This is a genomic window from Sphingopyxis sp. (assembly GCF_050725615.1).
Taxonomy (GTDB): domain Bacteria; phylum Pseudomonadota; class Alphaproteobacteria; order Sphingomonadales; family Sphingomonadaceae; genus Sphingopyxis.
In genome coordinates, this window is record NZ_JBOHHU010000108.1 from 1 (window position 1) to 12,804 (window position 12,804).

Below are 12,804 nucleotides of genomic sequence, written 5' to 3' on the forward strand. Positions count from 1 at the left end.
GGGCTGATCTGGCTCGCGCATAGCGTCGCCGATGCGCCCGGCGCCGTGGCGACGCTGCCGGTGTTTCCGCCCTGGGGGTTCGGGCTCGCGGTTTTCGGCGGAATCTGGCTGCTGCTGTGGCGCGCGCGCTGGCGCTGGGCGGGGGCAGCGCCGCTGGCGGCCGGGATGATCGTCCTGCTCGTGCAGCCGCGCCCCGATGTGCTGATCACCGGCGACGGCAAGCATATCGCGGCGGCGCTGCCCGACGGCAGCTATGCGCTGCTGCGCGACCGGGCGGGCGATTATGTGCGCGATTCGATGGCCGAGGCGGCGGGGATCGATGCGCCGCTGGCGGCGCTGACCGACCTCGATCATGTGGACTGCAACCGCGATTTCTGTCGCTGGACACAGGATGGGCGCACCATCCTCGCGGCGCGCGGGCGCGACCGGATCGAAGGGACCGACATGGCGGCGGCCTGCGCCGCTGCCGATGTGGTGGTCAGCGAACGCTGGTTGCCGCGCGAATGCGTCGGGCGCTGGCTGACGATCGATCGCGACACGCTGCCGCAGACGGGCGGGCTGGCGCTCTATCTGGGCGAAGATCCGCGCGCGATGGCGGCGTTACGCGCGGGCGACGAACATATGTGGCGCCGCCCGCCGCAGGTCAGTGGTAACGACGAAGCAGTCCCGACAGCTTCCCTTGCACGATGACGCGCGCCGCATCGTAGCGCTGCGGTTCATAGGCGCTGTTCGCAGGATCGAGGCGGATCATCTTGCCTTCGCGGCGGAAATATTTGAGCGTCGCATCCTGCCCGTCGACCAGCGCGACGACGATATCGCCCTCGCGTGCGGTGCTGACCTTCTGGATCAGCGCATAGTCGCCGTCGAAGATGCCGGCCTCGACCATCGAATCGCCCGAGACTTCGAGCGCATAATGTTCGCCTGAGCCGAGCAGAGCGGCGGGGACCGCGAGCTGGTTGTGATCTTCGAACGCCTCGATCGGCACGCCCGCCGCGATCTTGCCGTGCAGCGGAACCTCGATGATGTCGTTCGCGGCGATCGGGCGCAGCGCGGGTGCGGGCTTGCGCAGTGGTACGACATTGTCGCGATCGCTGTTCGCGGCGACCTTGCCGCCCTCGGGCAGCTTGACGACTTCGAGCGCGCGGGCGCGGTTGGGGAGGCGGCGGAGGAAACCCCGCTCTTCCAACGCACTGATCAGGCGGTGGATTCCCGACTTGGACTTGAGGCCCAGCGCCTCCTTCATCTCCTCGAACGACGGCGAAATGCCGCTCGCGTCGAGCTTTTGCTGGATGAAGTGGAGCAGTTCATGCTGCTTGGCGGTCAACATCGGGCGTTCTCCATGATGCCGGTTTCGGACATAAGGGGAACGATAATGGAACAGAAGCGAACTTGTCAAGCGATGTCGATATAATCCGCCTGCTCGCCCGCCGCGCGGGGTGCGGCACCGATGTCGCGGATCACCAAGGCGTTCGCCGCCGCGAGCGGGAAGGTGCGGCCGCTATCCTGGCCGTCGAAAGGCGCCAGCGTGCCGCCGTCGAGTCGGGCGCGAAGATAATCGCGGCGCGCGCCACCGGCTCCCAGCGGGACGGCGAGGGGGGCCTGGCGGACTGACGGGAGCGGATCTCGCGCGCCAGCGAGGTGGCGGACGAGCGGGAGCAGGAACAGGGTCGCGGTGACGAAGGCCGAGGAGGGATTGCCGGGCAGGCCGAGCAGCAACGCGTCGCCGATCGTACCCGCGATCAGCGGCTTGCCCGGACGCATCGCGATCTTCCAGAAGTCGAGGCGGCCGCCGGCGTCGTCGAGCGCGCCGCGGACATGGTCGTGATCGCCAACCGAGGCGCCGCCGACCGTGACGATGACGTCGTGACGTCGCGCCAGATCTTTCAGAACCTTGGATAAAATCTCGCGATCGTCGCGGATGTGGAGCGGGATGCTGACAAGGGCGGGTTCGGGCGCGAGCATCGCGGCGAGCATGGTGCCGTTGCTGTCGGGGATCTGGCCGGGGGCGAGCGCGCGGCCCGGCTGGACGAGTTCGTCGCCGGTGGTGAGGATCGCGACGTGCGGACGTGTGCCGACCGACAGTTGCGCGCCGCCGCCCATGATGGCGGTGGCAATGGCGCCCGCGCCCAGCCGCGTTCCGGCGGCGACCAGCGTCGCGCCGGTGGCGAAGTCGCTGGCGCGGCCCCGGATATGCGCCCCGTGGGGGCCGGGATTCTCCCCCGTGAGCGCCAGTTGCCCGGCCCCGGCGGTCACATCTTCCTGTAGGATGACGGTATCGGCCCCTTCGGGCAGCATCGCGCCGGTAAAGATACGCATCGCTTCGCCCGCGCCGACGGCGCGTTTGGGCACAGCGCCCGCGGGGGTTTCGCCGCTGACCGTCCAGGGCCCGGGCAGGTCGGCCGAGCGGATCGCATAGCCGTCCATCGCCGACAGCGGCGCGGCAGGCTGGTCGCGCTGCGCTACGACATCATGGGAAAGATAACGTCCAAGCGATTCGGAAAAGGCAATATTTTCTGGCGCAAGCGGCGCGCGGAGCGCGAGCAGTCGGGCCTGCGCCTCCTCGACGGGCAGGAGCCGCTTCATGCGGCGCGCCAGTCGCCCGAGCGGCCGCCGCTTTTTTCGAGCAGGCGGATATCACCGAGCATCATCGCGCGGTCGAGCGCCTTCGCCATGTCGTAGAGGGTGAGCAGCGCGACCGAGGCGGCGGTGAGCGCCTCCATTTCGACCCCGGTCGGGCCGGTGGTCGCGGCGGTGGCGGTGACCGCGATCCCGTCGTCGAGCCAGTCGAAGTCGATGCCGACCTTGGTCAGCGCGAGCGGGTGGCAGAGCGGGATGAGGTCCGACGTGCGCTTCGCCCCCATGATGCCGGCGAGGCGCGCGGTCGACAGCACATCGCCCTTGGGCGCGTTACCGCTGCGGATCGCTTCGAGCGCTTGCGGCGACATGGTGATGCGGCCGGTCGCGACGGCGCGGCGCTGTGTCGCGGGCTTGGCGCCGACGTCAACCATATGCGCGGCGCCACTGTCGTCGAGATGAGTCGGTTTGAGCGTCATGCCGGGAAACGAAGCAAGGCGGGGGGCGAAAGGCAAGGGGATTGCGGCTATCGGGAGGAACGCAGCATTTTTGTCATCGTCATCCTGAACTAGTTTCAGGATCCATGGTCTGCCGTTTCCCTCGACGCCGCGCGTGTCGGGAGGACCGGCCATGGATGCTGAAACTAGTTCAGGATGACGAAAATGACAGGGGAGCCACCGGCAACCCCCGACAATTACCCTTCCAGCAACGCCCTCGTCGCTGCCGCCACATCGTCCTGCCGCATCAGGCTTTCGCCGACGAGGAAGCTGTTCACCCCGCTTGCCGCGAGGCGCTGGCAGTCGGCGTGGGTAGCGATGCCGCTTTCGCCGACCAGCAGGGTGCCGGCGGGAACGAGCTTCGCAAGGCGTTCGGTGACCGCGAGGTCGGTCTCGAACGTCCGCAAATCGCGGTTGTTGACGCCGATGAGGCGTGATTTGAGCTGCGTGAGCGCGCGGCCGAGCTCGGCCTCGTCATGGACCTCCACCAGCACGTCCATGCCGCGTTCGAGGGCTGCCGCCTCAATCTCCTGCATCGGACCGTCGTCGAGCGCGGCGACGATGATGAGGATCGCGTCGGCGCCGATCGAGCGCGCCTCGGCGACCTGCCAGGGGTCGATCATAAAATCCTTGCGCAGCGCGGGCAGGTTGCAGGCGGTGCGCGCGGCGATCAGAAATTCCTCATGCCCGTGGAAATAAGGCGCGTCGGTGAGCACCGAGAGGCACGCCGCGCCGCCGGCCTGATAGGCACGGGCGTGCTCGGCGGGATTGAAATCTTCGCGAATCAAACCCTTGGACGGCGAAGCTTTCTTGATTTCGGCGATCAGCGCGAAGCGGCCCGCGTCGATCTTTGCCTGCAGCGCGGCGGCGAAGCCGCGCACCGGGCCGGCGTCGATGGCGTCGAGATCGGCCATGCTGCGCGACTGGCGGCGCTCGGCGACCTCTTCGGCCTTGGTGGCGAGGATTTGGGTGAGCTTGTTCATTTATAAGCGATCCAGCAGTCGAGCAGCGTATTGGCGAGGCCCTTGTCGATCGCTTCACCGGCTTCCTCGGCGCCTTCGGCCAGCGTGTCGGCGGCGCCGGCGACGACGAGCGCGGCGGCGGCGTTATAGAGTACCGCGTCGCGATAGGCGCCGGGCGCGCCCTGGAGCAGGTCGCGGAGCGCCCGCGCATTATAGGCGGCGTCGCCGCCGCGAATGGCCGCAATCGGATGCGTCGGCAGGCCGGCATCGGCGGCGCTGCTGCGCTGCATGACCACGCCTTCGGCGGTGATCACCGCGACCTCGTTGCCCCCGGCGAGCGACAGTTCGTCGATGCCCTCGTCGCCTGAAATCACGCGCGAATGCTCGGTGCCGAGCCGGTGCAGCGCCTCGGCGTAAACGGGGACATAGGCGGGGCGCGCGATGCCGATCAGCTGGCGGGCGACGCGCGCCGGATTGGCGAGCGGGCCCATCAGGTTGAAGATCGTCCGCTGTCCGATAGCCTTGCGGATCGGCATGATCCGTTTCATCGACGGATGGCGCGTGCCGGCAAAGAGGAAGCAGATGCCGAGGTCGGCGAGCTGTTCCTGCGCCATGCGGTCGGCGCGGTCCATGTCGAGCCCGAGCGCTTCCAGCGTGTCGGCAGCCCCGGATTTGGATGAAGCTGCACGATTTCCGTGCTTTGCCACCGGAACCTCGCACGCGGCCACGACGATCGAGACCGCCGTCGAGACGTTGAGCGTGTGATGGCCGTCGCCGCCGGTGCCGCAGACGTCGATCGCGCCAGCGGGAGCGTCGATCGGGATCAGCCGGTCGCGCATCGCCTGCGCCGCGGCGGCGATTTCGACCATTGTCTCGCCGCGGTTGGACAGCGCGATGAGGAATGCGGCGACATTCTCATCGCTGCCGCCGCCGTCGAGCATCGTCGCAAAGGCCGCCTCGGCCTCATCATGGCCCAGCAGTCCGGCGGGGTCGGGAAAGGGGCCGAAACCGCTCATGCAGCGGTGCGTTCGCGCACCGGAAGTCCTGCGGCGGCCATGAAATTGGCGAGCATCGCATGGCCATGTTCGGTGGCGATGCTTTCGGGATGGAACTGGACGCTGTGGATCGGCAGGTCGATGTGGCGGAAACCCATCACCGCACCGTCGTCGCTGGTCGCGTTGATGACGAGGCTCGCGGGAATGTCGACGACCTCGAGGCTGTGGTAGCGCGTCGCGGTGAGCGGCGAGGGCAGGCCGGTGAACAGCCCGCTGCCGTCGTGGCACACGGGCGAGGTCTTGCCGTGCATCAGATGGCCGCGCTGCACAATGCCCCCGAAATGCTGGCCGATCGCCTGATGGCCCAGGCAGACGCCGAGCAAGGGGCGCGCGGCGTCGGCGCAGGCGGCGACGAGATCGAGGCTGATCCCCGCTTCATTGGGGGTGCAGGGGCCCGGCGAGATCAGGATCGCATCGGCGCCGGTCGCGAGCGCCTGCGTGGCGGTCAGCGCGTCGTTGCGTTCGACGCGTACCTCGGCCCCGAGCTCGATCAGATAATGAACGAGGTTGAAGGTGAAGCTGTCGTAATTGTCGATGACGAGGATCATGGTGGGGGCCGTAAAGATTTTGGAGGCGCGGGGGAAGGGATAGAAGCTTGTCGGCGCGCAAGGCGGGCTTTTGCGCTGCTATTCGACCATCCGCACGACGATCTTGCCCTTGGCGCGGCCCGATTCGAGATAGGCGATCGCGTCGGCGATGGCGGCGAAAGGAAAGACGCGGTCGATCACGGGTTCGAGCTTTTTCTGCGCGATCAGGTCCGCCAGCTCGGCGAGTTCGGCGCCGCTGGGGTGCATGAAGAGATAGCGGTAGGTGACGCCATGCCTGCGGGCCTTGGCGCGAATACCGAAGCTGGCGAGCCAGAAGAGCGTGGCGAGGAGCGGGCCGCGGCCGAGATCCTTTGTCGCGGTGAGCGGTTCGGGCAGGCCCGCGACCGAGACGACGGTCGCGCCCGGTTTGACCACCGCGAAGCATTTTTCGAGCGTTTCGCCACCGATCAGGTCGAAGGCGCCGTCCATGTCGCGGACTTCGCTCGCGAAATCCTGGGTCGTATAGTCGATGACGCGGTCGGCGCCGAGCCGCTCGACCAGTTCGCGGCCGCGCGGCGAGGCGGTGGTGGTGACCTCTGCCCCCAGCCATTTGGCGAGCTGGATCGCGAAGGTGCCGACCCCGCCCGCGCCGCCGGGAATGAAGACGCGGCTGCCGGGTTTAAGCTGAAGTTCGTCGCGGAGCGCCTGCAGCGCGGTGAGCCCGGCGAGCGGGACGCCGGCCGCCGTCGTGAAATCGAGCGACGCGGGCAGCAACGCGGCATGATCGGCGGGGACCACCGCCAGCTCGGCGAAGGCGCCCATGCGGTCCTTGGGCACGCGGGCATAGATGCGGTCGCCGGGCGCGAAGGCCGTGACGTTGGCGCCGCACGCCTCGACCACCCCGGCGAACTCATTGCCCATCACGACGGGCAGTTGATAGCCTTGGACGATCTTGAGCTTGCCGTCGCGGATCTTGAAATCGACGGGATTCAGCCCGGCGGCATGGACGCGGACGAGGATGTCGTCGGGGCCGGGCGCCGGCGCCGGGACGTCGCGGAGTTCGGTGACTTCGGGGCCGCCGTAACGCGTGAGGACGAGGGCTTTCATGGTTTTTCCGCCATCAGTTTCGCGAGATCGTCCTTCCAGAATTTGGCCCAGGTGTGCGTGCTGTGCCCCTTGGTCTCGGGGCTCGCCGGGATCAGGATGAATTTGGCGCGCGGCATGCGCGGGGCGGCTTTTTCGGTGATGCCATAGGCCGGCGGGTTGATGAAATCGTCGGCGCTGTTGATCCACAGCACGGGGACGGTGATCTTTTCGAGGTCGGCCCAGGGATTGTAGGTGCGCGAGCTTTCGAGCTGGTAGATCGTGTCGTTGGCGTCGTTGCGGCCATAGGTGCGGGCAAAGGCCTCATCCTTATATTTTTCGGCGGCCTCGCGGGTCGGATATTGCGCCTGCAGCGCATAGGGGTTGGCGCCCGCGATCATGGTCAGCGACGCCGCAGTGCGCAGGCCCGCGGCGGGGGGCTCGCTGTAGTTGCCGTCCTGCCATAGGGGATCGGCCTTGATCGCGTCGATCGACAGCGTGCGCCACATCCGGTTCTGCCCCGCGATCTCGACCGGCAGGCAGGCGAAGGGCGCGAGGCGTTCGGCGAAACCGGGCCAGGTCTCGCCCCAGACGAAGGCGTGCATGCAGCCCATCGAGGTGCCGAGGATGAGCTTGAGTTTCTGCACCCCGAGCTTTTCAGTGAGCAGGCGGTGCTGCGCCGCGACCATGTCGGCATAATCGTAGCGCGGGAATTTCATGCGCAGCCCGTCGCTGGGCTTCGACGAGCCGCCATGGCCGATATTGTCGGGCAGGATGACGTAATATTTCGACGTGTCGAGCGGCTGGCCGGGGCCGAAGAGTTCGGTCGCGAATTGCGGCTGGAAGAATTGCTTGCCGGTGCCGCCGGTGCCGTGGAGGATCATCACGGCGTTGGTGACATGGCCCGCCTTGTCGCGCTGCGGCGTGCCGAGCGTCGTATAGTGGAGCTTGAGCTCGGGCAGTTTCTCGCCGGTCGCGAAGGTGAAATCCTGGAGGATCGCGTCGGCCTCGGTCGCGCCTTCGACTTGCGCATGGGCGGGGGAGACGGCTGCGAGCAGCAAGGCGAGGGGGGCAAGGAATTTGTGCATGGCGCGACGCTAACGCGCGCCGGGGTCAGGTCAAGCTATTGCCCGTAACCCGGCGTGCCCGCCAATCGCACCGCCTCGCGTGCCGCCGCGAAGAGCGCGCCGGCCTTGGCCTCGCATTCGCGCTGTTCATAGGCGGGGTCGCTGTCGGCGACGATGCCGGCGCCGGCCTGGACGTGCATTTCGCCATCCTTGACGATCGCGGTGCGCAGCACGATGCAGCTGTCCATATTGCCGTCGGGGGCGAAATAGCCGACGCCGCCGGCATAAGGCCCGCGCGCGTCGGCCTCCAGCTCGGCGATGATCTGGCAGGCGCGCACTTTGGGCGCGCCGCTGACGGTGCCCGCCGGGAAGCCGGCGAACAGCGCGTCGATCGCGTCCTTGTCGGGCGCGATGCGGCCGATGACGTTCGAGACGATGTGCATGACATGGCTGTAAAATTCGACGGTGTAGCTGTCGGTCACCGTCACGCTGCCGCCCACCGCCGCGCGGCCGACGTCGTTGCGGCCGAGGTCGAGCAGCATCAGATGCTCGGCGCGTTCCTTGGGATCGGCGAGCAGGCTTTCGCGGTTATACGCATCCTCGGCGCTGGTTCGCCCACGCGGGCGGGTGCCGGCGATCGGGCGGATCGTGATCTCGCCGTCGCGGACCCGGACGAGGATCTCGGGCGACGAGCCGATCAGCGCGAAGCCGGGCAGGTCGAGGAAATAGAGGAAGGGCGAGGGGTTGATGCGGCGGAGTGCGCGATAGAGGTCGAAAGGCGGCAGGTCGAAGGGGGTCGAGAAGCGCTGCGACAGCACGACCTGAAAAATGTCGCCCGCCGCGATATAGTCCTTCGCGGTCGCAACCATCTGCGCGAAATGCGCGGGGTGGGTCGCGGGGGTGGCGGCGATGGTCGCCGGGTCGGTGAGCGTGGTCGCGCGTTCGGCGTGCGGATTGGCGGTCGCGAGGCGCGCGGCGATGCTGTCGAGCTTGTCCTGCGCGGCGTCGATCGCGCGGTCGATCGGCGCATCGTCGTCGGGCCAGATCGGCGCGATCAGGAAGAGTTCGTCGGCGAGCCGGTCGAAGACGAGGATCACCGTCGGGCGCACGAAGATCATGTCGGGCAGGCCGAGCCCGGCACCGTCGGCGCGCGGGATGCGCTCGACGAGCCCGATGGTTTCATAGGCGAAGAAGCCGACGAGCGTCGCGAGCGCCTTGGGCAGCGCGTCGGGCACGTCGAAGCGGCACTCGGCGACGAGATCGCGCAGCGCCTGGAGCGCCGGGGCGGCGAGCGGCACGAAATGGTCGCGGTCCTGCCGCCAGTCGCGGTTGATGCGCGCGGCGTCGCCGCGCACCTCGAACATCAGGTCGGGGTCGAGCCCGATCAGGCTGTAGCGACCGCGCGTTTCGCCGCTTTCGACCGATTCGAGCACCCAGTCGCCGCGCCCCGGTTCGATCAGCTTGAGCGCCGCCGAGACCGGCGTTTCGACATCGGCGATCAGCCGCTGCCACACGACCGCGCCGCGCCCCTGCGCGAGCGCCGCGAGCGCTGCGGGCCTCCCCTCGAGCGCCACCCTTATTCGGCGACCGGCACGGCGCCGGTCAGTTCCTTCGTCAGCTGGTCGATCAGCGTCTGGTTGAGGGTGACGCCGACGCGCTTGCGCGCTTCCTGCATCATCTGCGCGACGAGTTCGTTGCCGAAGGCGGGGCCGAGCGGGCCGGCGATGGCGGCGACGCGGGCGGGTTCGATATCCTTGGCGGCAGGGCGGTCGACCTGCGCGAGCGAAATCACCATCCAGCCACGATTGCCGGGAATTTCGAGCGTCTTGACGCTGCCCTGCGCCATCGAGAAGAGCAGGGCGAGTTCGGGGGGCACGCGCTGGCCGCCCGCGCCGAGTTCGGCGCGAAGCCCGCCGATCGTCTGGACATTGCCGATATTCGGTCCGGCGGCGCGCACGGCGTCGGGGAATTTCTGGCCGCCTTCGACTGCCTTGACGATCGCGCGCGCCTTGTCGCGGGCGACCTTCTGCCCCTGCGCGAGACGCCAGTCGCCGAGCAGGTCGGCGCGGATCTGGGCATAGGGCGGCGGCGCCGCATCGACGACCGACTTGATCGCATAGACGGCGAATTTCTCGTTCTCGACCAGCGTCGCGAGATGGGTTTCGCCCTCGTCGCTGCCCTGGAAGGCCTGGCTGATCATCGGCGCGAGTTCGGCGGGAAGCGCAAAGGCGGGCTGCGCGGGCGCGCGGCCGCTGGGCAGGATCGCCGGGGTTTCGAGGAGCTTGAGCTTGCGGTCGGTCGCGATCTCTTCGAGCGCGGCGCCGCTGTTCACGGCGTCCTGGACGCTGTTGTAGAAGTTGATGATCGCCTCATTCGCCTTGTTCAGCGTCAGCTGTTCGCGAATTTCGGGGGTCGCGTCGGCGAGCGTTTTCGCGGGCGTCGTGGTGATCGCCTCGACCTGCGCGACGGACCAGCCGAGGCCGGTCTGTATCGGACCGAGAATGTCGCCGCGCTTCGCGGCGAAGGCGGCCTTCGCGGCGGCGGCATTGGTCTGGCCCGAATAGGCCGACAGGGTCACGTCGCCCGACGATCCGGCGGTCAGGCCGGCGGCCTGCGCGGCGGCAGCCATCGAAGCGCCGCTGCGGACCTTGGCCGCGATGCCATTGGCGGTCGCCTGATCGGGGGCGATGACCTGCGCGAAGCGGCGCGTCTCGCTGGCGGCGAAGCGCGCGGCATTCGCCTTGTAGATGTCGGCGATTTCCTTGTCGGTCACCGCCGCGACGGGCGCGATGCTGCGGTCGAACACCGCATATTGCAGCACCCGGCGTTCGGGGATGCTGAAGCGCGAGCGGTTCTGCGCCAGATATTTCTGCAGCACCGCATCGCCGGGGTCGCCGGCCGGCGCAAAGCTGCTGGCGGGAATGAAGGTCGCCTGGCCCTGACGCTTCTCGAGCAGGAGCGCGGCATAGGGCGCCGCCATCGCCGGCGCGACGCGCGGGACCGAGCCGACGGGCATCGCAAGCTGTTCGGCAAAAATCTGTTGCTGGATTTCGGAACGCAATTCGGCTTCGCTGATCCCGTTCTGCCGCAGGAAGGTGTCGAAGAGCGTTTTGTCGAAATTGCCCGACACGCCCTTGAACACCGGAAGGTCGGCGATACGGGCGTCGACGAGGCGCTTGCTGAAACCGAAGCCCAGTTCCTCGGCATATTGGCTGAAGGCGAGGCCGTCGATCAACTGGTCGAGCGTCTGCTTGAGCCCGCCGGCTTCGATGAAGGCCTCCTTCGTGAGGCCGGGCTGTTGCTGCCGCGCCTGATCGAACGAACGCTGCACCGCGTCGCGCAGCTGGGCAAAGCCGATCGCTTCGTCGCCGACCTTGGCGACATTGGTGTCGCCCACGCCGCTGCCGAATGGCGAGTTGCTGCCGATATCGCCGAGCGCGAAGGCGAGGCCGACGACAACGACGAAGGCGAGGGCGAGGATTTTGCCGATCGTGGAGGAAAAGAGGCTGCGGATCGCGGTAATCATCGAACGGGCAATCTTTCGAAAGGGCGCGCAGACGCGCAGTCGGTCGCTTCCTTAGGAGGGTCGGCCACGAGCATCAAGGCGGGAAAGGCGACTTGCCTAGCGGCGGCGCGCGCCGCTAGGGCGTGGCGACAAGATCGAAGCCGAAAAGGGGATAAGCGATGGCGCGGCGCAAATATATCGTCGGCAACTGGAAGATGAACGGGCTGTCCGATGCGGTGGCCGAGGCCGGCGCGATCTTTGGCGCGGCGGCGGATTATCCGGCGGTCGACGTCGCGCTTTGCCCGCCCTTCACGCTGATCGGCGCGCTGGTGACGGCGGCGCCCGGCGCGGCGGTCGGCGGGCAGGATTGCCATAGCGAACGCTCGGGCGCCTTTACCGGCTCGGTCGCGGCGCCGATGCTCGCCGATGCGGGCGCGACGCTGGTGATCGTCGGGCACAGTGAGCGCCGCGAGGGATGCGGCGAGAGCGACGCCGATGTGAAGGCCAAGGCCGAGGCAGCGCTGGCCGCCGGGCTCGACGTCATCCTGTGCGTCGGCGAACCGCGCGCGATCCGCGAATCGGGCGGGGCGATCGACTATGTGCTGGCGCAGGTTCGGGGGTCTTTGCCCGATGCGTTCGATCCGGTGCGGCTTGCCATCGCTTATGAGCCGATCTGGGCAATCGGCACCGGGCTCGTCCCGACCGTCGAAGATGTCGCCGCGATGCACGGGTCGATCCGCGCCGCCTTGTCCGAACGGATCGGTGCGGGAGCGGGCACGATGCGGATCCTGTATGGCGGATCGGTCAATGGCGACAATGCGGCGGAATTGCTGGGCGCCCGCGATGTCGACGGCGCGCTGGTCGGCGGTGCGAGCCTGACGGCGGCGAAATTCCTGCCGATCGTCGCGGCGGGGGCCAGCCTCTAACACAAGCGCCCGATCCGGTTCGTATCGAGCGAAGTCGAGATACGCTGCGGCGGCGCATGCCATCGCGTGTCTCGACTTCGCTCGGCACGAACGGACAAAAGATGGGGGTGTCGGGGCGATTGGTTCGGGGCGTGGTCCTGCGCCATCCTTCGCGGGTTGAAGAAACCGCCCGCCCTCTCTATGTGGGCCGCCAGATCGGCCATATACTGGCCTGTGTATTTTTCCGGGAATTTTCGATGTCGAACCTCTTCACCTTTCTGCTGGTCCTCCAGGCCATCGTCGCGGCCGCGATGATCGGTGTCATCCTGATGCAGAAGTCGGAAGGTGGCGGGCTTGGCGTCGGCGGTAGCCCGGCCGGCCTGCTGTCGGCGCGCGGCGCCGCAGATTTCCTGACGCGGGCGACGACGATTCTCGCCACCGCATTCGTCGGCCTGTCGATCATTCTCGCCGCCATGGCTTCGGTCGGCGGTTCGGGGGGCAGCTCGACCCTCGACACGTCGTTGACGAAAACCGCCCAGCCGGCGGGCGGCGCTGCCGCCGGCGGGCTGAGCGCTCCGGCGCAGGCTCCCGCCGGAGCCGCTCCGGCGCCCGCCCAGGCGGCGCCGGCC

Annotated in this window: 12 protein-coding genes and 1 pseudogene; 3 read left to right on the top strand and 10 right to left on the bottom strand. The window is 68.0% G+C overall.

Annotated features, from left to right (window positions below):
* Window positions 1-690: pseudogene (locus tag ACREB7_RS18620) on the top strand (ComEC/Rec2 family competence protein); the annotation flags it as partial.
* On the opposite strand, the gene lexA reads toward ACREB7_RS18620, so the two are convergent.
* The 10 genes from lexA to ACREB7_RS18670 form a co-directional block, all read right to left on the bottom strand.
* Window positions 644-1,327 (bottom strand): transcriptional repressor LexA, encoded by a 684-nt coding sequence (gene lexA, locus ACREB7_RS18625; RefSeq protein ID WP_431593763.1) that lies wholly within the window; start codon window positions 1,325-1,327, stop codon window positions 644-646. The pseudogene ACREB7_RS18620 and the gene lexA overlap by 47 nt on opposite strands.
* 65 nt (window positions 1,328-1,392) lie before the next feature.
* Window positions 1,393-2,583, bottom strand: a complete 1,191-nt coding sequence (locus ACREB7_RS18630; RefSeq protein WP_431593764.1) for a molybdopterin molybdotransferase MoeA — start codon at window positions 2,581-2,583, stop codon at window positions 1,393-1,395.
* Window positions 2,580-3,053: a cyclic pyranopterin monophosphate synthase MoaC gene (moaC, locus tag ACREB7_RS18635; RefSeq protein ID WP_431593765.1), complete on the bottom strand. Its 474-nt coding sequence runs from the start codon at window positions 3,051-3,053 to the stop codon at window positions 2,580-2,582. Before moaC ends, ACREB7_RS18630 begins: the two co-directional genes overlap by 4 nt.
* A 215-nt stretch (window positions 3,054-3,268) precedes the next feature.
* Window positions 3,269-4,054 carry an indole-3-glycerol phosphate synthase TrpC gene (trpC, locus tag ACREB7_RS18640; protein WP_431593766.1) on the bottom strand — a complete coding sequence of 262 codons (786 nt, stop codon included), beginning with the start codon at window positions 4,052-4,054 and terminating at the stop codon, window positions 3,269-3,271.
* Window positions 4,051-5,049 carry an anthranilate phosphoribosyltransferase gene (gene trpD, locus ACREB7_RS18645; RefSeq protein ID WP_431593767.1) on the bottom strand — a complete coding sequence of 333 codons (999 nt, stop codon included), beginning with the start codon at window positions 5,047-5,049 and terminating at the stop codon, window positions 4,051-4,053. Before trpD ends, trpC begins: the two co-directional genes overlap by 4 nt.
* Window positions 5,046-5,636: an anthranilate synthase component II gene (locus tag ACREB7_RS18650; protein WP_431593768.1), complete on the bottom strand. Its 591-nt coding sequence runs from the start codon at window positions 5,634-5,636 to the stop codon at window positions 5,046-5,048. The genes trpD and ACREB7_RS18650 overlap by 4 nt, the downstream gene beginning before the upstream one ends.
* A gap of 78 nt (window positions 5,637-5,714) precedes the next feature.
* Window positions 5,715-6,722 carry an NADP-dependent oxidoreductase gene (locus tag ACREB7_RS18655; protein ID WP_431593769.1) on the bottom strand — a complete coding sequence of 336 codons (1,008 nt, stop codon included), beginning with the start codon at window positions 6,720-6,722 and terminating at the stop codon, window positions 5,715-5,717.
* Window positions 6,719-7,786, bottom strand: coding sequence for an alpha/beta fold hydrolase (locus ACREB7_RS18660; RefSeq protein ID WP_431593770.1), 1,068 nt, complete (start codon window positions 7,784-7,786; stop codon window positions 6,719-6,721). The genes ACREB7_RS18655 and ACREB7_RS18660 overlap by 4 nt, the downstream gene beginning before the upstream one ends.
* A gap of 35 nt (window positions 7,787-7,821) precedes the next feature.
* On the bottom strand, window positions 7,822-9,339 hold the full coding sequence (gene trpE / locus ACREB7_RS18665; RefSeq protein ID WP_431593771.1) for an anthranilate synthase component I: 1,518 nt from the start codon (window positions 9,337-9,339) through the stop codon (window positions 7,822-7,824).
* A 2-nt stretch (window positions 9,340-9,341) separates the two neighbouring features.
* Window positions 9,342-11,291 (bottom strand): SurA N-terminal domain-containing protein, encoded by a 1,950-nt coding sequence (locus tag ACREB7_RS18670; RefSeq protein WP_431593772.1) that lies wholly within the window; start codon window positions 11,289-11,291, stop codon window positions 9,342-9,344.
* A 158-nt stretch (window positions 11,292-11,449) separates the two neighbouring features.
* On the opposite strand from ACREB7_RS18670, the gene tpiA reads away from it, so the two are divergent.
* Window positions 11,450-12,196 (top strand): triose-phosphate isomerase, encoded by a 747-nt coding sequence (gene tpiA, locus ACREB7_RS18675; protein ID WP_431593773.1) that lies wholly within the window; start codon window positions 11,450-11,452, stop codon window positions 12,194-12,196.
* Window positions 12,197-12,432: 236 nt separating this feature from the next.
* The coding region (gene secG / locus ACREB7_RS18680) for a preprotein translocase subunit SecG (RefSeq protein ID WP_431593774.1) at window positions 12,433-12,804 on the top strand (372 nt) is incomplete at its 3' end.